Origin of the sequence: Caldibacillus thermoamylovorans (assembly GCF_000751775.1) — a bacterium.
In the GTDB taxonomy this organism is placed as follows: Bacteria; Bacillota; Bacilli; order Bacillales; family Caldibacillaceae; genus Caldifermentibacillus; species Caldifermentibacillus hisashii.
On the sequence record NZ_CCRF01000038.1, the window covers coordinates 67,337 to 88,327 of the forward strand.

Below are 20,991 nucleotides of genomic sequence, written 5' to 3' on the forward strand. Positions count from 1 at the left end.
CTATATTTGCAGCTAATCACTTCCCTCGTGATTGGCTTCTCTATTGAGGATTTCCTCACTTAATGCTGCATTTTCTAAACCTTTGTCACTAAATGCATTATCGCTATTTAACATATCGTTATATGCTCCTCGATCCATATCGGTATCACAATTTTCATACTGATTATCCTTGTTGTGATTGTTATTTCTCATATATTCACCCCCAACACTTTTTCTTTTGCTTAAAAGTTTTAACCAAAGCAAGTTTTAAGAAATAGCTAAACTTTCTTACCGCTGGATATAAAAGTTATTCTCTTTTAATAAAGAATAAATGCTCTTCAGGGAAATTTTCTTTTCATCAAATTCAATCTTCATTTCACCATCGTCCGTATCAATTAGAACTCTTTCAATTCCATCTTTTCCCTTTAACAGTTGTTGAATTTGTTGAATGGGGGTGTCAGATGTAGCGTTTTGAATAAAAATGGTTTCTTCAGCCATTTTATGTCGCTCCTTTAGTGAATTAAATTGAGTAACTTGAGTTTCGACCTTAGAAAACCAATCTCGCCAACAATTTTAGGCTAAGGTTCATTTTTGTCGACGAAACTTTGCCATGCGAAACTCAAGTAAGTAAAAAATCCAATCTGTTTATATAGTGTTTGAATCATTACCTAATTTATACTCCGGCAAATCTATTTTCTATATGAATAGCAGCTAAAAAGGCCATGACTATTCTGGAAAATACCGGGAAAGTAAAGTTTTTTATACCGGAAAAAGGCAATCAAAATCCTATGGGACATTTTGGCTTATTTTTATTGTGGAAAATTTATAATAACGAAAACAAAGGAAAATCAATGTCATGATAACTGTTGAGTTAATTTCCGGTGCTCCTTTATGAAATATTTACAAGTGTATTTTTTCTAATAAGGATTTAATACTAACTTTTAACTTTTAGAAAGAATTTAAAATAGAGGAGCCTAATTATGAGTGAAATACAACGCAAAGGACAAAATGAATATGAAGAAAAAGTACTAGCCTTAAATGGAATGGATAAAGAAATTCTTGATCAGGTCAGATTTGATGAAATAAGTGAAACAAGACCGATTTCATTAAAACCTGTGAAAGACCAAGTAATTGTCATTACTGGTGCCTCAAGTGGAATCGGGCTAGCTACTGCAAGAATCGCCGCGAAAAAAGGTGCGAAAGTCGTCTTAGCCGCCAGAAATGAAGACGCCTTGAAGGACTTGGTCAACGAATTAGAAAGAAAGGGTCATTCGGCAGTTTATGTAAAAGCGGATGTTGGTAGAGAAGAAGATGTGAAAAAAATTGCCGAAACAGCCATTAAGCAGTTTGGCAGGTTTGATACATGGGTGAATAATGCCGGGGTAACTATCTTTGGGTATGCAATGGAAGTCAGTATTGACGATATGAAACGATTGTTTGATACGAATTATTGGGGTGTGGTGTACGGGTCAAGGGTGGCTGTAAACCATTTTCAAGAAAGAGGTGTTCCGGGTGCGCTCATTAATGTAGGGAGTTTGTTTGGCGATCGGGGAACTTTGATTCAATCGACTTATGCCCCGTCCAAATTTGCTGTTCACGGCTGGACAGAAAGCCTCAGAATGGAATTAGAAAAAGAAAAGGTGCCCGTCTCTGTTACGCTGATCCATCCTGGGAGAATCGACACCCCTTACAATGAACATGCCAGAAGTTACTTTGATAAACAACCGGTACATAAAGGGATGGTTTACCCGCCTGAAGCTGTTGCAGAAACAATTTTATTTGCCGCTGAACATCCGAAACGCAATATCTACATCGGATCGCAAGCGAGGGCACTGAAACTAATAGGAACGAACCTTCCCCGCCTTACCGACAAACTGATGGAACGCTACTTTCCTCAGACTCAATACGCCAATCGTCCATCCAACCGACCTGAAGAAAGCAACTTATTCAAGGCAGGATATGGAATGCATGAGCGAGGAACAAATATCGGGTGGAAACGCAATTCAAGTTTCTATGTAAAGGCAACGAAGTACCCGGTCATTACCGGATTTCTCGTCGTTGGGCTTAGTGCACTCGCATGGGTTGCCGCCAAACGAAAAAAATAAAATAAATTGGCAAAAGAATGATCTCGAAACCAAAATCAATGAAATGCTAAACGAAAAAATAAAAGTGGATGAAAGAAAGGTGTAGGTCCCTATGTCAACAAACCAAATTCCTCGTGATGAGGGAATGGATAACAGTCTCGCTCTGTTGAAAGAAGGCTATCTGTTTATTAACAATCGGGTGGAAAAATTCCAATCCGATATTTTTGAGACCCGCTTAATGGGGCAAAAAGTCATATGTATGAGGGGGAAAGAGGCAGCTGAACTGTTTTATGATGTGGACAAGTTCCAACGAAAATGGGCAATCCCCAATCGGATTCAAGAAACATTACTAGGGAAACGCGGAGTGCAAACGTTAGACGGTAAGCAGCATCTTATTCGAAAGCATCTGTTTATGTCATTAATGACGCCTCCCCATCAAAAGCAGCTCGCAGAACAAATAGCTGAATATTGGGAAAGGGAGAAAAAACAGTGGGAAAGAAAGGAAAAAATTATCCTTTTTGAAGAAGCAAAAAAAGTGCTATGTAAAGTTGCTTGTAGCTGGGCGGGTGTCCCTTTATTAGAATTAGAGGCAGATTCGCGCGCAGATGATTTTATTTCGATGGTTTATGCTTTTGGTACGATTGGTCCCGAACATTGGAAAGGGAGAATCGCTCGTAATAGGATAGAGGAGTGGATTGAAGAAATAATTGAAAATGTTCGTTCGGGTGAGATAAAAGCGGAACAAGACAGTGCATTATACAAAATGGCTTTTTATAAAGAGGCTGATGGTCAGCATTTTTCAACCCATTTGGCTGCAGTTGAATTAATCAATGTCATAAGACCGATTGTGGCCATTGCGACTTATATCACGTTTTCGGCACTTGCCTTATATGAGCACCCGGACCAAAAAGAAAAACTGAAGAACGGTACGCGTGAGGATCTTGAAAGGTTTATCCATGAAGTTCGCCGCTACTATCCTTTTGGCCCGTTTGTTGGAGCTCGGGTGAAAAAGACATTTCATTGGAAAAATGTTGAGTTTAAAAAGGGAACGCTTGTGTTTCTTGATATTTACGGTACTAATCGTGATCCGCGGATATGGGAACACCCAAACCAATTTGATCCGGACCGTTTTCAAGACTGGGATGGGGACTTGTACGAATTTATTCCGCATGGCGGTGGTGATCCGGCTAAAGGGCACCGCTGTCCGGGTGAAGGAATTACCGTTGAAATCATGAAAGCAACCCTTGATTTTCTAATCAACAAAGTGGATTATGCCGTTCCTAATCAAGATTTAAGTTACAGATTGGATCGGATACCAACATTGCCAAAAAGCGGATTTGTTATAAGATTAAGCTGAATAATTATCGCAAAAGCACGGATAGGCTCCGTGCTTTTATCGTCCTATAGCTGTTCTACAAGACATTAGATGCCAAGCCACTGTTACTAATCTTGCCCCTAGTAAATTTTTTCCATGCAACATCGCGTCACGAGTCGCCTGAAGGTTTGGGCAGCCCGAGTCTTTTCTTTATTGCACTCAATTAGTTGGGAAAACCAGGAATCAAAAATTTTATTGCATTTTATTGAAATTGTAATATAATAAACATATATTCACTAACGTTCGTTAGCACGGAAGATTAGAATTCAATGTCCCTTGGGAAATTGTTAAAAGAGAGATTTTGTTTCAAAACGAACGTCCATATAAAGCAATTTTTAAATGAAATTAATGGAGTGATATAGATATGAACCCTTTCATTCAAACAGATCAATTTAATTATATTCGGTTTCAAGTAAAAAAACTTGTAAATGCTCATTCAACATCTAGTGATCAAGATGTGATTGCAGCTGTCAAATCGATGGTGACAGAAAATGTCTTCGCTTTAATACCTAATTTAAACGATGAGCAAAGACAGATGCTACAATCGATCACAATGGTGGATGATAAAGAGGCAGGAGAAAAATTTTTACTGCAGTTAAAACCGTTTGTGATTCCATTTCAAGTAACGGAACAAGGAATCAAGAAATTGTTTCCGAAAGTAAAAAAATTAAAAGTCCCGCCACTCGAAAAGCTGGATTTGCATGAAGTTGTCTACTTAAGTTGGCTGGATCAACAAACCAATAAAAAATATTTGGTATATAGGCGAGCAGGGAAATTGCTTGGAATTGAAGGTTCTTTTCAACCAATGAATCAAAAAGGTGTTTGTGCCATTTGCCACCGACATAGTGAGGTCGGTATGTTTAGTGTCAGAGAGAAGGGAAAAGCGTTTGGAACTTTTATTAACAGAGGAAATTTTATTTGTACCGATAGTCAAGAATGCAACAACAATTTAATTTCTTTAGAAAAATTATATGATTTTGTTGACAACATTCAAAAGTAGGTACTAACTTTTAAAAACCGAGGATGACCCGTTTTTCGGATTTTCAAGGAATTAACGGGGGCATTTTCGTATTTTTATTGAAATGATTTCATCGCTTGCTCCAATGCATTATGGGCTTGTCCAAAAGCTTCTGAAGGACCAGCATCCTCGGCTGTTTCCATTTGTGCCATGGAATGTTTAGCTTGGGTCAGGGCTGTAATCGCATCTTCAAGCATCGTCCCTTTATCGCCGTATTGTTCTTTTGCTGATTGCAGTTGGCTAATCGCTTGGTCCAAGTCCACAGCTTCAGGATTGTTGTATGCATTTTCCAATTGTTGCATAACTTGTTCTAATATCTCCTTCACGTTAATCATCTCCTTTCCATATCGTAGTTTTACCTATTAAAACGACAGTATACCTGTTTAAATACAGCTTCCTGAGTCAAATGCTCAACAAGTTATGGGTTTGTTTCTAATCTCGCTCAAAACCATGTCAAGAAAAAACTAAATAAATAAAAGCTCATAGACATCATTTAATTGGCGGGCCCGCTCGCTATCCTGTTCCTGACTCGAATAATCAATGGCTTCTTTTAAAACTTGATTAAGAAACTTGCTTTCATCTTCAGACAGGTCCCTGATAAACTGCTCTTCACTGGCATAATTTCCTTTTGTAATCTTCTTAAAAAGGCTCTTACCTACATTGCTGTTTTCTGTGTGAGGTGCTAAAACTTCTCGAACATATAGTAATGATTGTTCCACTCGAGACACTCCTTAAAAATGCTGTTTTTCGATAGTCTCAACAGATGATGAAATATTATTCGTAAAAATGTCTTTAGTCATGTGACCTAATTATTCATCCGTAGAATTAGTTTGGTCCATCCATGTAATAATTTCCGGAGTATAGAGAAGTGCTGCATTAAGCTTTTCCTCTTTTATGGAAGGTTCTTGATGATTTTCTTTTTTTTGTTCTTTTTTCCCCGTTAAATCATAATCTTTCAACTTGTTCGCCTCCGTAAAAATATCGATAGTTGCTGCTGTTGTTATTTTCCCAAGATATGCAAATAAAATCCATAATCACAAAAATTAGGGGATAGAAAATCTCAAGCGTATAAAAATGTTAGACGAGGAAACGGGGCTAATAAAGTCTTGCCCCGAATTTATAGCCTTATATAAAGCAACAAAATCTTAACAACAGCGTCGAGGATATCCTGGGTCAACTACGACGTTTCTTGTAATTGGTTGAACAATATGTCTAGGTACGTTGACAATATTGGTTCTATTGATGTTTATAACAGGGTGGATATAAGGAACTTCACGCGGAACAAAGCGGTCACGGACAACATATTTTGGTGGACAAAAAATAGGTCTCACAGGTCTAGACAAGAGAAATCACCTCCATTTCATATATTAGTATTACATGTATATAATGGAATTTTTGAACCGGACAATTTCCCTAATTCTATACAAATTTTGGTTATCCACCGCTTAGCCCAATAAAAATTTTTCAGAAAGGGATTTATGTCACGCATTTCTCCTTAAAATTAAACAAAAGTATTATTTTCCATGCTTATAACGGAACTACCTAAGTTAAAGATTTTTACATTTCCATCATTTTTTCAGCTTTGTTATGATTTGGATAGGTGCCGATTACCTCTGTGATAAAAAATGTTATTATATGAGTATAACTTTTTACGGGACAAATGGTAATGGCATAAGATCACCATGTAATAATAGATCATTCACGTTTGGGGAATATAGTGGATACTTTTTAGTTAGGTGGCTGACTTAATTCGTTTTTGCCGGGATTATCAATTGCAGCGACCAAATCGAAAATTAAGAAAGAGGGTGTTGTACAATGCAAGCTTACTTATTTTTAATATTATTACTGGTTGCCGCATTAATTGTGAAAAATCAATCACTCATTGTATCCGTTGTTTTTTTGTTAGCGATGAAGCTTATTTTTAATCATGAAAAATTATTCTCCATCATTCAGACGAAAGGAATAAATTGGGGAGTTACCATTATCACCATTGCGGTATTAACCCCAATTGCAACCGGTCAAATTGGGTTTAAAGAATTATTTGCTTCGTTAAAATCACCATATGCTTGGATAGCCCTTGCTTCCGGTATTCTTGTTGCGTTGCTTGCTAAAAATGGGGTTGTCCTATTGGCGAAAGACCCACATATCACGACAGCATTAGTCATTGGAACCATCTTAGCCGTTACCTTATTTAAAGGAGTTGCAGTTGGCCCGCTTATTGGTGCAGGGATTGCTTGGTATGCAATGAAATTATTTGGAGTAAATTAATCGGGGTGTAAAATATAGATGATTCCGGTTTCATTATGGTCGTTTAATGATGGGGGCTGATAAAACGACCAAAGCAATATAAAAAACTGCTTATATGTGCCGGGAAAGCGACAAAGTTTCAAGCTCAACTTTCCCGGCTAAGTTATGCTGGCGATTTATTTAGTTATTTCCTTGCAGATCCCAACCCCACATGGATAACCCCTATTGAGATGTAAGAGAATCATTTTTTAATAGCCGTAACCAACAAATGCTGTCCCGACAATAATTAACAAAATAAACAATACGACAATTAACGCAAATCCTGAACCATATCCACCGCTAAATGCTTCACCCATTAATCTTCACCTCCTGCTTCGTTTCACAAACAGCATATGTTTTATTTGGAAAAATGGTCTGGACACAAGCCCCATTGAAAAGAAAACTGGCAGGCAAATAAATGACTAACCTTTTTTCAGAAGGGTTCTTGACAAATAGTTTATGAAAAAAGAAGGCTTATGACATAATTGGCTTATGTTCTAGCGATGGAATGGACACGACTTAATGAATAAGGACCTTGAATAATTACATTTCTTTGGAAGCTCCCACTTCAAAATGGACAAATAAGTCGCGGGTAGTTCACATACATAAAATAAAAAATTAATTTTCCCCAAAATTACTTTGTTCTATATAATATTCCATTGCCTTATTTAACCATTCCTCTTCTTCTTTTGAAAATGGAGTAGGCGCCAATTTTTCCAGTTCATCATAATTGATTTCATCCAGATTGCCGGTTTGGGTGGCGAGCGTTTCCATAAAATTATCATCGAACAAGGAGAGTGTTGACTTCATATATTCCTCGATTAAATTGATAACTTCAGGACTGTCGACAGGGCTGCCAACCAATTCTTTTACTCGTTTAGTAAAATCAATGAATACATTGTCTAATTTCTGCATTTCACCTTCTGTTTGGACATAAATCATATCAACAACATCTTTATCAAAATAACTTTCTAACCATTCCCGCTGTTTGTCTTCCGTTTGCATACTGCGAATTAAACTCATTAATACGACACTGTCAATTTCTCCGTGTTCATGAATAATTTTAATGGCCCGATCAATGGCACTGATGGACGTTTCAATTCTCTTTTTTTCTTTTTCAAATAATTTTTTCTGCATCATCAATGAATCGACTAAATTCATATTAAATTTTTGCTCAGATAAGATTTCTTTAATTTGTTCAAGGCTGAACCCGATAAATTTGTAACTAATAATTTTTTGCAGTTTCATAATATCGTCTTCACTATATTTTCGATGCCCGGACGATTCATCTTTCGCAGGTGTCAATAACCCGATATCGTCATAATAGTGCAACGTTCGGATTGATACACCTGTTTTATCTGCAATTTCCCCAATTGAATAAAATTTTTTCTTTTCCATTTCTAATCCTCCATTCTGAAATTTTTTAAAGCTCTATTCTTACTATAAAGCCTAACGTAACTGTAGGTTCAAGGGAAATTTAATTATTTTTTTAACCAGCTTTATATAAATTGACTTTCTTATAAATGTTCGTTATAATTTGTCAAAACAATTCGATACTTGTTCAATGATAGGGAGAGTAATGATTGATTTTTTCGTTGATAGCGAGCCGATGTTGGTGGAAGATCGGTACGGAAGCAATCGTGAAACGCACCCTTGAGAAAGTTTATTGAAAGTGAAAGTAGGTAAACTCGGTTAAATCCGTTATTATTGCAAGCTGGCTTATTTGGATAAGCAAGTAGAGTGGCACCGCGAGCAAAACCCTCGTCTCTATATTTTTATATGGAGATGGGGGTTTTTTAATGTTAAATGAAGGAGGGTTTGTATGGTTTTTAAAGAGGTTATTGTATTATCAATTTTCGAGTCCTTAAATAGTAAAGAGATTTTTTCCGTTTCAAAAACAGACATTGAAAAAGCGATAGAAATCCCGCCCCAAGGAAAAATGGGAGATTATGCCTTTCCATGTTTTTTGTTGGCTAGCATAATGAAAAAGTCACCTGCGCAAATTGCAGCTGAACTCGGAAAAAGTATACAGCATCCGTATATTGAGCATGTTGACGTTGTTGGTCCCTATGTAAACTTCTTTCTTAACAGACAAGCAGTAGGTAGGAAAATTATTGATGAAATACTGAAGAAAAAAGCAAGATATGGAGATTTATCCATCGGTCAGGGTGAAAATATCACAATTGATCTTTCCTCACCAAATATTGCAAAGCCATTTTCCATGGGTCACCTACGCTCTACCGTCATCGGTAATGCTTTGGCAAATATTGTTGAAAAATGCGGATTTACGTCGGTGAAAATTAATCATTTGGGCGATTGGGGAACTCAATTTGGGAAACTAATTACTGCATACAAGATGTGGGGAGATGAAGAGAGGGTTAAAGCGAATCCGATTCAAGAACTGCTTGCTTTATATGTTCGTTTTCATGAAGAGGCGGAAAAAGATTTTGAGCTTGAAGAAGAAGGACGTCACTGGTTTAAAAAATTAGAAGATGGTGATGAAGAAGCACTATACTTATGGAAATGGTTTCGCACTGCTTCTTTAAAGGAATTTGGACGGATTTACCAGCTTTTGGGTATTGAATTTGATTCCTATCATGGGGAAGCTTTTTACAATGACAAAATGGAGGCAGTTATCAAGGAGTTGGAAGAAAAGAATTTGTTAACAGAATCCGATGGGGCGATGGTTGTCAGATTGGAAGAATCCAATTTGCCGCCTTGTCTTATAAAAAAGTCTGATGGCGCCACTTTATATGCAACGAGAGACTTAGCGGCAGCCCTTTATCGGAAGCGGGAATATCATTTTGCAAAATCTTTTTACGTTGTCGGAGGAGAACAAGCACTTCATTTCAAACAACTATTCCTTGTTTTAAAAAAGATGGGATATACGTGGGCGGATGAATTATACCATATTCCATTTGGGATGATGCTTAAAGATGGAAAAAAGATGTCTACGAGGAAGGGAAAAATTGTCCTTTTAGAGGAAGTACTGCATGATGCAATCAAAGCTGCAAGGGATGCAATTGAGAGTAGAAATCCTAATCTGGAGAATAAGGATGAAATTGCACGGATGGTCGGTGTAGGGGCTGTCATTTTTCACGATTTAAAAAATGATCGCTTAAACGATATCGAGTTTTCTCTTGAAGCGATGCTTACCTTTGAAGGAGAAACCGGGCCTTATCTTCAATATACGTATGCCCGTACATGTTCATTATTACGAAAAAGTCATGTACCAAATTCTCACACTAGTTTATATGAGGTTTTTGAAGATGACAAAGTTTGGCCGATTATTTTTTTATTATCGAGATTTGAGGAGGTAATTGCATCCGCATTTTTTGAACTCAATCCGTCGCGTATCGCAAAATATTTGCTGGATTTGTCTCAACAGTTCAACAAATATTATGGTACCGTTAAAATACTTGAAGAAAATGACGGACTTGTTGCAAGGTTGAAGCTGGTTAAAGCTACCTCTATTGTATTAAGGGAAGGATTGCGTTTATTGGGTATCGGGACACCGGAGCGTATGTAAAATTAAGTGTAGAATCCGTGACATGGCAGGAGTACCAATTATCGGATTTCCAATGAATTTAGCCAAAAAGGACCGGGCGTACTTTGCCCGGTTTTCTTACAATTAGAAAGTGAAATTCTGTTAAATTATTTCTACCGCATTCTGGATGTGCAAGAAAGAAGGACAGTGTGTCACTCCCAGCACCATGCTTAGGTCAACTATTTTCTGTTCAGCGATTACTTGGATATTCGCGGAAATCCTCTTTCATACTGAACCGGAATGTCTATTTGCTTTTTCAATTGGACGGCTGCTTCCAATGTCCAGTACGGATTACGTAACATTCCACGACCGACGGCAACAAGATCGGCATCTTCATTTCCGATTATTGAATTTGCTAAGATTGGATCGTCTAATTTTCCAACAGCAATAACCGGAACATGTAAAGCCTGTTTGATCTGTCTGGCTAAAGGCACTTGATAACCTGCATGGACACCCGGTTGTCCACCACTGCCAATTGGACCTTCTCCACCTGTACTAACATGGAAAAGATCAATTCCTGCTTTTTGATATTCTTTGGAAAACTCGACTGCATAATCGCCGCCATAGCCACCGTCAACATATTCAGCTGCTGAAATGCGCATAATCAGCGGCATATCGGCAGGAACTTCACTCTTTGCCGCCTCGACAACTTCTCTGCCAAATTTGGTTAAGTCTTTTCCGTATTCATCATGACGCTTATTTGTTAAAGGTGAATGAAATTGGTGAATTAAGTAGCCGTGTGCCCCGTGAATTTCAATCACATCAAAACCGGCTTTTACAGCACGACGGACACTCATGCGGAATTTTTCCACCATCTCTTTCACTTCATCCGTTGTTAGTTCACGTGGAGTTTTGAAATCATGGTTAAACGGAATGGGTGATGGTGCAACAGGTGTCGGGGCATCTTGAGCTTTTCGCCCGGCATGTCCAATTTGGATTCCTACTTTTGCTCCGTAATTATGGCAGGCTTCAATTATCCGTTGAAAAGCAGGTATCGCTTCATCTGACCACAAACCTAAATCATAATCAGTAATCCGTCCATCCGGTTCCACGTCCGTCATTTCGAAAATGATTAGTCCCGCACCACCAATTGCCCGACTTACGTAATGAACATAATGCCAGTCATTTGGAATACCATCTTTTTTTGTTACCGAATATTGACACATTGGGGGCATGACCACCCGGTTTTTTAATTTCAGTCCTTTTAATTGAAATGGATCAAATAAACTCATGCCTTTCCCTCGCTTTCAAAACTAAAGAATATATATATTATATCATTTCATGACAAGAATATTGGCGGATATGCTTTTGCGTTATATTGAGAAAAATCCAAAAATCGGAGTATTTAGCTCGCATTCACGAGCAGCAAAATCCCCACCTCAAGATTTTCGCAAACAGCGCGGTAAATGGAATATTTTAGTAATTTTTTTATAATCCTTTATACTTTTAAACCTGAACCGATAATAAATACATAGACTGCTCTTATAACGAAAACGATACTTCTTAGTAAGAAGCTGCCTATTGCAAAAACTTCTAATCTACAGGAATTTCGGGAAACCGATCCGAATGTTTTTAACCATGTATTTTAGAAAAGAGGTAATGGATATATGGAATTATTATTGGATAACCAATCTTTAAATAACTCGGAATTTTATCATGTTGTACAACCAATCGTTAATCTTGTGGAAAAAAGAATCCATGGGTTTGAGTTTTTGCTTCGATCAAAGCAAATCCAAAATCCTGAGAAATTATTTGGCATGGCTGAGAAAAATCATCAACTAAATGAACTGGACAAAATATCGGTCTATAAAATTTTTGAAACGGTCGCAAATTCTAAGGGAGCTTTAGACGAATACCAACTTTTTATTAATGTTTATCCGTCAACAATGGTTGATCCGGACTTTTTAGAAAGCTTAAAAGAACTGGCTGCCGGATCAAATATTCATCCGAATTCCATCGTGTTTGAAATAAATGAAGCGGAGGAAATTTTGGATATCGAGTTTTTTAAAGAAACAGTTGTTAAATTGAAACAAATGGGATTTTTGATTTCGCTTGACGATATTGGGAAAGGTCAGGCGAATATGAAAAATTTAATTGAAATTGACCCGAATGTCGCAAAATTGGACTTGTACTTTTCTGAAGATTTAGCTTTCTCCCCGAAAAAACAAGATTTTATTTACTATTTTCATCAATTTTTAGGTCATCATGCAAAAATTGTACTGGAAGGGTTGGAGAAGGAAGAAGATTTGCAAGCAGCTAAACAACTAGGTGTATCTTATGGTCAGGGTTACTATCTTGGAAAACCACAGCCATTGGAATTTTATGTAAATGGATTGAATGACGAACGGACGAAATGAATGAAATATAATCTGAACGGTAGGTCAAAAGATTTTCAGATTGGAATATAGCCTTTTCCTGCATTATTATTGCGGTCCGCCTTAGTTTTGACAGAAGAAGGCAATTTTCGCAAGTTATTCCCACCAGAAAGTGAAACAGTAAACCTTATTTCCATTATAAAAAAGATAAAAACTGAAATAAATAAGTTGACATTGATAATGATTATCATTAAAATTGTAATTGATAATGATTATCATTTTTAATATGATAGAATAAACATTTACTAGTTAGACAGTACATAAAAATCAGGAAAGTGAACAGCGCCTATGAAGAAGAGATACCTACTCCTAGTACTGATTATCCTTTCGCTTATATCCCTCTTTATCGGGGTATCAGATATTTCAGTGATGGATATCTTTCATTTAACAGATAAACAATGGCAAATATTAGTAGTCAGTAGAATTCCAAGGCTAATCAGTATTATTGTCTCGGGGGCATCGCTGAGTATTGCCGGGCTGATTATGCAAAGCTTAAGTCGAAATAAATTCGTCTCACCAACAACAGCGGGTACGATGGATTTTGCCCGACTGGGAATTCTCGTTGCTATGATTGTTTTTGCCGGTGCCGGTTCACTTAGCAAAATGTTTGTTGCTTTTGTATTCGCTTTAGCAGGGACCTTCCTGTTTATGAAAATCTTAGAAAGAATTAAATTTAAGGATGCGATATTTATCCCGCTTGTCGGGTTAATGCTAGGAAATATTGTCAGTTCAATTGCAACATTTTTTGCCTATCAAAATGATTTAATTCAAAATATCTCATCATGGTTAATTGGTGATTTTTCCATCATTTTAAAAGGAAATTATGAATTAATTTTTATTAGTGTGCCACTCTTGTTTATTGCGTATCTTTATGCCAACAAATTTACAATTGCCGGAATGGGGGAGGATTTTTCAAAAGGTCTTGGTTTAAACTACCGTCAAGTAGTTAATCTCGGTTTAATCATCGTTGCTCTTATTACATCATCGGTTGTCTTAACCGTTGGGGTAATCCCATTTTTGGGCCTTATTATTCCTAATGTTGTTTCGATTTATCGAGGCGATCATTTGAAGAATAGTTTAGCCCCAACAGCAATTCTTGGTGCCATTTTTGTTCTGTTTTGCGATATTCTCGGTCGAGTGATTATTTATCCGTATGAAATTCCAATCAATTTGACAGTAGGTGTTATTGGCAGTGCAATTTTTATTTACTTATTATTGAGGAGACAGGCACAATGAACTACAAAACGAAAACTTGGCTTTTGGCTGCCCTATCTGTCATATTCATATGTCTCTTCTTATTTACTGATATAACCGGGAATTGGGAATATATATTAGAAAGAAGAACGTATAAAGTCGCTGCCATCATATTAACCGGGGTTTCCATTGCACTTGCAACCGTTGTATTTCAAACGATTACGCAAAACAGGATTCTCACACCAAGCATTTTAGGTTTAGATTCTCTATACATGTTAATTAATACGTTTATTATCTTTGTCTTTGGTTCAACCACATTAACATCAACCGATAAAAATATTCAGTTTATCGTTATTGTTGCCATTATGATTTTATTCTCCGGGTTGCTTTACAAGCTGTTATTTAAACGGAATGAACAAAATATATACTTTCTTTTATTAATCGGATTTATTATCGGTACATTCTTTGATAGCTTTTCGTCATTCATGCAAGTGCTAATTGATCCAAACGAGTTTCAAATCGTACAAGATCGAATGTTTGCATCATTTAACAATATAAATACGGATGTGTTATTATTAGCTACTGTTCTTATCATACTAACACTGCTCTTGTTTTTAAGATTCTTTAAATACTTAGATGTGCTTGCACTCGGGCGCGATCATGCCATTAATTTAGGAGTCGATTTCGATTATGTTGTAAAAAGATTGCTTGTCATTGTTGCCATACTCATTTCGATTTCAACAGCACTGGTCGGACCGATTACATTTCTGGGACTCCTAGTTTCAAATCTTGCCTATGAATTTTTAAAAACCTATCGACATTTCTATCTGTTGCTCGGTGCCAGCCTAATCAGTGTGGTTGCATTAGTTGGCGGACAATTAGTCGTTGAAAGGATTTTCACCTTCTCGACAACCTTAAGTGTCATTATCAATTTCATTGGCGGTGTTTATTTCATATACCTCTTGTTAAAGGAGAATCGATCATGGTAGATATTAAACAGGTAACAAAAAGATATGGTAAGAAAGAAGTTATTAAAGATGTGTCTGTCAATATCGAAAAAGGGAAGATTACCTCATTTATCGGTCCGAACGGTGCCGGGAAAAGTACACTTCTTTCCATGGTCAGCCGACTCATTTTAAAAGATGAAGGGGAAATTCTCATTGACGGGGCTGATATTACAAAAAAGAAAAGCGGGGATTTGGCGAAAAAAATTTCCATATTAAAACAATCAAACAATGTAAATTTACGTTTAACTGTTCGGGAACTTGTATCTTTTGGCCGCTTTCCTTACTCTCAAGGAAAATTGTCAAAAGAAGATTGGGCATATGTTGACGAAGCGATTGAATATATGGAATTACAGGAAATTGAGGATCACTATCTCGATGAACTGAGTGGCGGTCAAAAACAAAGAGCGTATATTGCTATGGTTATTGCTCAAGACACCGAATATATTTTGCTCGATGAACCGCTGAACAATCTGGATATGAAGCATTCGGTACAAATAATGAAAACATTAAGGAGATTAGTAGACGAGTTGGGTAAAACTGTCCTCCTTGTTATTCACGATATTAATTTTGCTTCCGTCTATTCGGATTATATTGTCGCTTTAAAAAATGGTCAAATTATTAAACAAGGAACGACCGACGAAATTATTAATCGTCAAGTATTACGCGATATTTATGATATGGATATGCATGTCCAAAATATCCAAAATTGCCGGTTCTGCTTTTACTTTTCATAGATTTTTCGTGATTAAAAAAATAAAAAAAGAATAAGTGTCAGTATGGGTAGGGTGCGCGCAAAGGATATTGACACTTATTCAGCAAGAAAAAATATAAACTGATAATTATATTCTACCATGAATGAAAGACAATTTGTCTAGAAAAATGCTTTATCAAAAATATGAATCGAAACTTACTTATAACAAGGGGTGTTTGCTAATGAAAAAATATTTGTTTTCACTACTTTTATTAATCATAACGTTTGGCTTGGTTGCTTGTGGGGGTACAGGAAGTTCCGATAAATCCAGTGGGAATTCATCCGATAAGGAAGCAGGGAAAAAGAATGAGACCGTAATGATTAAACACGCTCTCGGTGAAACAGAAGTAAAGAAAAATCCCAAAAAAATCGTTGTATTCGACTTCGGTATACTTGATACATTGGACAAAATGGGAATTGAAGTAATCGGTGTTCCTCAATCCGGGAAAATCCCGCCGTACTTGGAAAAATATGCAGATTCCAAATATGAAAATGTCGGGAGCCTTGTTGAACCTGATTTTGAAAAGATTGCGGAAATCGGACCTGATTTAATTATTACTTCCGGACGGCAAGCCGAACAATATGATGAGTTCAAAAAAATTGCACCGACGATTAATATTCAATTGGATGCAAAAAATTATGTAGACTCATTTAAAGAAAACGTTCAAATCATCGCACAAATCTTTGATAAAGAAGATTTTGTGAAAGATGAATTGGCAAAAATCGATGACCAAATTGCCAAAGTAAATAAGGAAGTCACGGCATTAAATAAAAATGCTTTAATTGTGCTGGTTAATGAAGGAAAGGTCAGTGCCTTTGGTCCAGGTTCTCGTTTCGGACTTATTCACGATGTTCTCGGTTTTACACCGGCAGACCCAAATATACAAGTGGATGTTCATGGTCAAGGTATTTCCTTTGAATATATTGTGGAGAAAAATCCCGATTACTTATTTGTCATTGACCGGACGGCCGTTGTTGGCGGAGAATCTTCCGCTAAAGAAGTTATAGAGAATGATCTTGTGAAAAATATGACTGCATATAAAGATGGACATATTGTCTACTTGGATCCAAACTATTGGTATTTGTCCGGTGGCGGATTAGTGTCCGTATCTGAAATGATTTCCGAAATTGAAGATAGTATAAAATAATGAAAGAAAATTTTTAAAGATTCGTGCGCTTGGTTATTTGTAACTAGGCGTTTTTTTTTGAGGTGTCTAGAAATATCCGGCAAATATAGTTTGTTAAAAATACCCATAAAGGTAGCCGCATAAACTTCCTTGTGAGCTTATACTAATACTTAAGTCCAAAGATTTCCCGTAACAAATGAATTCATATCCTTGCTGGAATTTTTTACTTTTGATAACGTAATAAAAGAAAGTTAGCGACAAAGAATTTTTTATAAATGGGGTAGTTTGATGAAAAAAATATACAGTAACATCATTGAATATCGTGGTACACATTATGATTTTGGATTTTTGCAAGGAGAATTGTTGCGAGATTCACTGCTCGTGAAAAATCGTGAAAAACAGTGGAAAGTACGAAGACCTCGTTTTACTGTACCGGAAGAAGAAGTGAAACGAGCCATTACAAGTGTTGCGCCGAAAATTTGGGAAGAAATTATCGGTTTACAGGATGCGCTTAAATGGCCGATGGAACGAGTCTTACGGGAGTTTGGCGGATATCGGGTGGAATATGTAAAATCCGGGTGTTCCATTGTTACCGGTGATAATTATTTAATTCGTAATTACGATTATCATCCAAAAACTTATGATGGGCGTTATACACTATTTCAGCCGACAGATGGCGGTTATGCCGTTGCCGGTCCGAGTCAAAGAATAACCGGAAGAATGGACGGAATCAATGAAAAGGGTCTGGCGATGGGGTATAATTTTATGAATCGAAAAAATCCGGGTGATGGGTTTGTTTGTAATATGATTGGACGTTTCATCCTGGAAACTTGTGCAAATGTTGACGAGGCCGTCTCGCTTTTAAAAGAAATACCGCACCGCCATTCATTCAGTTATATTGTCCATGATAAAAGCGGCATTACGAAAATAATTGAAACATCGCCACGAAAAGTAGTCGTGCGGGAAGGAAATGTCTGCACCAATCATTTTGAAATCATGGCAGAGGAAAATCGTCATTATTTGGTTGATTCAAAAAGGAGATTAGAAATTATTGAAAAGGAAAGACCAAGTTTAAGGGATGGCAAGGCAGCCTTTCGCTTATTAAACGACACAAATCGAGGTGTGTTTTCCAAATTATACGGCAGCTGGGCGGGAACGATTCATACATCTGCCTATTTCCCGGGTAAATTAATGGCATGGTTTGCATTAGGTGGTGACCAAGAACCGGTCGAGATTGATTTTGCATGTTGGCTGAAAGGGGAAAATCTCGAAACCCACCGCATTTATGGGGAAGTAGATACCGAAATTCCATTCGTTCATTTAGATGAAGGGGCCGATTGGTTCAACTAAGCATCAGTGGGGATAAAGAGGCCCATTCTTGAAAATTTCACTTTATCCCGCGCAAACGGTCACTAAATCTTTTTTCTGGGGCTTAAGAAAGATAAGTGCCCGATTAGTTCAACTAAAACAATCAGTAGGGATGAAGAAATCCCCCTTGATGGAAGTTTTTTTACGTTTATGTGGAAAAATAGGATAAAATAGAATTTGGATATATTTTCAATTTGAAAGGAGATTTATCATGACAAACACAAAATGGACCGGATTTGTCGGAACATATACAAAAGGGGAAAGTGAAGGAGTTTATTCTTTTGTTCTAGATACAGATAAGGAAAAAATTATGAATGTTCAACTCGTTGCCAATTTGGAAAATCCGACATATTTGGCTATATGTAAGGATAATAAAAATTTATATGCCGTGGCTAAGGAAGGGGAACAGGGAGGAGTTGTCGGATTTCGAATCGACGAAAATACCCACAAACTTGTTGAATTGAATAAAGGGTTTACTGCAGGGTCCTCACCTTGTTATGTTGCAACAAATTCAGACGGTTCTTTACTTACAGCAGCATACTACCACCGCGGTACCGTTGAATTATATACATTGAATGAGGACGGTTCTTTGAATGAATTGAAATCCACTGTTGCCCATGAAGGGAAGGGGCCGAATCCGGAGCGGCAGGAAAAACCGCATACCCATTATGCTGACTTTACACCGGATGAAAAATATGTAGTGGCTGTTGATCTTGGTATAGATCAGCTAATTACTTATGAAATCGTTCAAAATGAATTAGTAAAGAAACAAACATTATCGCTTCATCCCGGTTGCGGTCCGCGTCATTTAACTTTCCATCCTAATGGTCGCTATGCCTATTTAATGACTGAAATTAGTTCAGAAGTTATAGTGTTGGAATATCATCATGAGGATGGCAGCTTTAAAGAAATTCAATACATATCCACCATTCCGGAAGATTTTCAGGAAAATAATCAAGGCAGTGCGATTCATATAACTTCTGATGGGAAATTTGTATATGTTAGCAATCGCGGACATAACAGTATTGCTATTTTTCAAGTAGATGGTGATACAGGGATGCTTTCTTTGGTTGATTTTGTCTCTTCAGAAGGGGATTGGCCGCGGGATTTTATTCTCGACCCAAGTGAAAATTATCTTGTCGGATCTAATCAAGAAAGCAATAATTTGGTTCTTTACAAGCGAGATAAAAATTCAGGTAAGCTTACCCTACTACAAAAGGATGTAAAAGTCGGCCATCCGGTTTGTGTTAAATTCATGAAATAAATTTTAAGTGGATAATTATCATAATATAAGAAAAACCAGGCTATTTTACCTGGTTTTTCTTTCAACATGAAATATGAATCAATTAATGGACACCTTTCATGAATTTTTCGATTTTTGGTGATAAGAGGAATAAAGTTATACTTAGTAGTATCGCAATAACCCCGATAGTACCGAAGTAAACCATTTCTGTTTCCGGTTTATAAAATTTTACGATTTGTGCATTAATTGCTTGTGCTGCCGCATTGGATAAAAACCAAAGACTCATTGTTTGTGCTGAGAACGCTTTTGGTGCTAATTTTGTTGTTGCAGAAAGTCCGACCGGAGATAAGCACAATTCACCTAACACACAAACAAAATAACTTAGAACAAGCCAGAGTGGATTCACTAAAGAATCGGTTCCGCCCAGATAAGCAGGTAATAAGATAATAATAAACGATAAACCGGCAAAAAGAATCCCAAGGGAAAACTTTTTCGGTATAGATGGTTCCCGATTACCGAGTTTAATCCATAACCAAGCAAATACCGGTGCCAAAGTTATGATAAATAATGGATTTAATGATTGGAACCAGGCCGGTGAAAGGTCAAATCCGGCAAAATGTAATTGTGTTCTTTCGTCGGCATAGTTGGCTAAAATCGTTGAACCTTGTTCCTGAATAGCCCAGAACATAACGGAAGCAATAAATAGCGGGATATATGCCAAAAGTCGTGAACGTTCAACATCTGTTGTTTTCGGACTGCGATACATAGCAATAAAATATCCGGCAGGAATTAAAATGCCAAGGATACCGACTAATGTAATAAAGCGTTTAAAGTCCATATAGCCGATTTTTATAGTGAAGATAAATATAAGGGCAAGGATGATTGTGCCAATACCAATCCAAGTAAAGATTTTTTTCTTATCTTCAGACGGAAGCGGATTGGCCACATAAGCACCGGCTTGTCCAAGATTTTTCTTCTTCGTAACGACAAAAAGAATTAATCCGATAAACATACCAATTGCAGCAATCGAAAAGCCGAGATGGAAATTATGTTTCATGCCGACTTCCCCGACAATTAACGGTGAAAGAAAACCGCCCAAATTAATCCCCATGTAAAAGATACTAAACCCGGAGTCACGGCGACGATCTTCCGGTGAGTAAATATCTCCAACTACAGAAGAGACATTTGGTTTTAAAAGACCTGTACCTAAAATAATGAGAACCATTGAAACTAAAAAGAAAGCAAAGTTTCCCGGAATAGCTAATGCGATATGCCCGAACATAATGAGTACACCGCCGTAAAAGACGGATTTAGAAGTTCCAAGCAAGCGGTCGGCAACCCATCCGCCAATAATACCTGACATATACACTAAAGATCCGTATATACTCATAATCGACAAGGCCGTACTTTTATCAAGACCCAGTCCGCCTTTCGATACTTCATAGTACATATAGAAAACAAGAATGGCTCTCATTCCATAGTAGGAAAAGCGTTCCCAAAATTCTGTAAAAAACAATGTAAATAGGCCTTTTGGATGTCCTAAAAATCCCTTTTGAGGAATTGTTTTCCAAATATTCTGTCTATCTATGGATGACATAAAAAACCACTACCTCCTTTAATATTTAATATATTAGTGA

The 20,991-nt window shown here is 37.1% G+C and carries 21 protein-coding genes and 1 other annotated feature; of the genes, 12 read left to right on the forward strand and 9 right to left on the reverse strand.

Translation table 11 applies throughout. The features are described from left to right. Window positions 1–12: 12 nt before the first annotated feature. A complete protein-coding gene (locus BT1A1_RS05510; RefSeq protein ID WP_034768922.1) occupies window positions 13–192 on the reverse strand; it encodes a hypothetical protein in 180 nt (59 codons plus the stop codon). Between the two features lie 75 nt (window positions 193–267). After that, window positions 268–477: a hypothetical protein gene (locus tag BT1A1_RS05515; protein ID WP_034768924.1), complete on the reverse strand. Its 210-nt coding sequence runs from the start codon at window positions 475–477 to the stop codon at window positions 268–270. Between the two features lie 545 nt (window positions 478–1,022). On the opposite strand from BT1A1_RS05515, the gene BT1A1_RS05520 reads away from it, so the two are divergent. The 3 genes from BT1A1_RS05520 (at window position 1,023) to BT1A1_RS05530 (ending at window position 4,438) form a co-directional block, all read left to right on the forward strand. Further along, the gene (locus BT1A1_RS05520; protein WP_034768972.1) at window positions 1,023–2,084 is read left to right on the forward strand and encodes an SDR family oxidoreductase; all 1,062 of its coding nucleotides are present in this window, start codon (window positions 1,023–1,025) and stop codon (window positions 2,082–2,084) included. Between the two features lie 91 nt (window positions 2,085–2,175). Continuing rightward, entirely contained in the window at window positions 2,176–3,420 is a 1,245-nt protein-coding gene (locus BT1A1_RS05525) for a CYP152 family fatty-acid peroxygenase CypC (RefSeq protein ID WP_034768935.1), read from the forward strand. A 382-nt stretch (window positions 3,421–3,802) separates the two neighbouring features. Further along, window positions 3,803–4,438, forward strand: coding sequence for a FusB/FusC family EF-G-binding protein (locus tag BT1A1_RS05530; protein WP_034768937.1), 636 nt, complete (start codon window positions 3,803–3,805; stop codon window positions 4,436–4,438). Between the two features lie 74 nt (window positions 4,439–4,512). On the opposite strand, the gene BT1A1_RS05535 is transcribed toward BT1A1_RS05530, so the two are convergent. The 3 genes from BT1A1_RS05535 to BT1A1_RS18595 form a co-directional block, all read right to left on the reverse strand. Next, the gene (locus tag BT1A1_RS05535) at window positions 4,513–4,782 is read right to left on the reverse strand and encodes a hypothetical protein (RefSeq protein WP_034768938.1); all 270 of its coding nucleotides are present in this window, start codon (window positions 4,780–4,782) and stop codon (window positions 4,513–4,515) included. A 138-nt stretch (window positions 4,783–4,920) separates the two neighbouring features. After that, window positions 4,921–5,175: a sigma-G-dependent sporulation-specific acid-soluble spore protein CsgA gene (locus tag BT1A1_RS05540; RefSeq protein WP_034768940.1), complete on the reverse strand. Its 255-nt coding sequence runs from the start codon at window positions 5,173–5,175 to the stop codon at window positions 4,921–4,923. 90 nt (window positions 5,176–5,265) lie between these two features. After that, entirely contained in the window at window positions 5,266–5,415 is a 150-nt protein-coding gene (locus BT1A1_RS18595) for a hypothetical protein (protein ID WP_156103191.1), read from the reverse strand. An 856-nt stretch (window positions 5,416–6,271) separates the two neighbouring features. On the opposite strand from BT1A1_RS18595, the gene BT1A1_RS05545 reads away from it, so the two are divergent. Then, window positions 6,272–6,724 (forward strand): DUF441 domain-containing protein, encoded by a 453-nt coding sequence (locus tag BT1A1_RS05545; protein ID WP_034768942.1) that lies wholly within the window; start codon window positions 6,272–6,274, stop codon window positions 6,722–6,724. Between the two features lie 227 nt (window positions 6,725–6,951). Here the strand turns inward: BT1A1_RS05545 and BT1A1_RS17810 are convergent, their stop codons facing one another. Both BT1A1_RS17810 and BT1A1_RS05550 read right to left on the reverse strand, forming a co-directional pair. Continuing rightward, window positions 6,952–7,059, reverse strand: a complete 108-nt coding sequence (locus tag BT1A1_RS17810) for a YjcZ family sporulation protein (RefSeq protein WP_072012648.1) — start codon at window positions 7,057–7,059, stop codon at window positions 6,952–6,954. A 301-nt stretch (window positions 7,060–7,360) separates the two neighbouring features. Then, complete coding sequence (locus BT1A1_RS05550; RefSeq protein ID WP_034768944.1) at window positions 7,361–8,140, reverse strand: MerR family transcriptional regulator; 780 nt, start codon at window positions 8,138–8,140, stop codon at window positions 7,361–7,363. A 157-nt stretch (window positions 8,141–8,297) separates the two neighbouring features. Then, window positions 8,298–8,514, forward strand: a binding site (T-box leader). A 50-nt stretch (window positions 8,515–8,564) separates the two neighbouring features. On the opposite strand from BT1A1_RS05550, the gene argS reads away from it, so the two are divergent. After that, window positions 8,565–10,271, forward strand: a complete 1,707-nt coding sequence (argS, locus tag BT1A1_RS05555; RefSeq protein ID WP_034768946.1) for an arginine--tRNA ligase — start codon at window positions 8,565–8,567, stop codon at window positions 10,269–10,271. Between the two features lie 215 nt (window positions 10,272–10,486). Here argS and BT1A1_RS05560 read toward each other — a convergent pair whose 3' ends face one another. Further along, complete coding sequence (locus BT1A1_RS05560) at window positions 10,487–11,521, reverse strand: NADH:flavin oxidoreductase/NADH oxidase (RefSeq protein ID WP_034768948.1); 1,035 nt, start codon at window positions 11,519–11,521, stop codon at window positions 10,487–10,489. A 375-nt stretch (window positions 11,522–11,896) separates the two neighbouring features. Between BT1A1_RS05560 and BT1A1_RS05565 the strand changes: the two genes are divergently transcribed. The 7 genes from BT1A1_RS05565 (at window position 11,897) to BT1A1_RS05595 (ending at window position 19,375) form a co-directional block, all read left to right on the forward strand. Continuing rightward, window positions 11,897–12,646, forward strand: coding sequence for an EAL domain-containing protein (locus tag BT1A1_RS05565; protein WP_051989024.1), 750 nt, complete (start codon window positions 11,897–11,899; stop codon window positions 12,644–12,646). A gap of 306 nt (window positions 12,647–12,952) precedes the next feature. Then, window positions 12,953–13,900: an ABC transporter permease gene (locus BT1A1_RS05570; protein ID WP_034768949.1), complete on the forward strand. Its 948-nt coding sequence runs from the start codon at window positions 12,953–12,955 to the stop codon at window positions 13,898–13,900. Continuing rightward, entirely contained in the window at window positions 13,897–14,847 is a 951-nt protein-coding gene (locus BT1A1_RS05575; RefSeq protein ID WP_034768950.1) for an iron chelate uptake ABC transporter family permease subunit, read from the forward strand. The genes BT1A1_RS05570 and BT1A1_RS05575 overlap by 4 nt, the downstream gene beginning before the upstream one ends. After that, window positions 14,841–15,599, forward strand: coding sequence for an iron ABC transporter ATP-binding protein (locus BT1A1_RS05580; RefSeq protein WP_034768951.1), 759 nt, complete (start codon window positions 14,841–14,843; stop codon window positions 15,597–15,599). Before BT1A1_RS05575 ends, BT1A1_RS05580 begins: the two co-directional genes overlap by 7 nt. Window positions 15,600–15,798: 199 nt before the next feature. Then, the gene (locus tag BT1A1_RS05585) at window positions 15,799–16,764 is read left to right on the forward strand and encodes a siderophore ABC transporter substrate-binding protein (RefSeq protein ID WP_034768952.1); all 966 of its coding nucleotides are present in this window, start codon (window positions 15,799–15,801) and stop codon (window positions 16,762–16,764) included. Window positions 16,765–17,031: 267 nt separating this feature from the next. Beyond that, entirely contained in the window at window positions 17,032–18,093 is a 1,062-nt protein-coding gene (locus tag BT1A1_RS05590; protein WP_034768953.1) for a C45 family autoproteolytic acyltransferase/hydrolase, read from the forward strand. Window positions 18,094–18,322: 229 nt separating this feature from the next. Continuing rightward, complete coding sequence (locus tag BT1A1_RS05595) at window positions 18,323–19,375, forward strand: lactonase family protein (protein WP_034768954.1); 1,053 nt, start codon at window positions 18,323–18,325, stop codon at window positions 19,373–19,375. A gap of 82 nt (window positions 19,376–19,457) precedes the next feature. Here BT1A1_RS05595 and BT1A1_RS05600 read toward each other — a convergent pair whose 3' ends face one another. Next, window positions 19,458–20,951, reverse strand: a complete 1,494-nt coding sequence (locus tag BT1A1_RS05600) for a peptide MFS transporter (protein WP_034768955.1) — start codon at window positions 20,949–20,951, stop codon at window positions 19,458–19,460. Window positions 20,952–20,991: the final 40 nt, after the last annotated feature.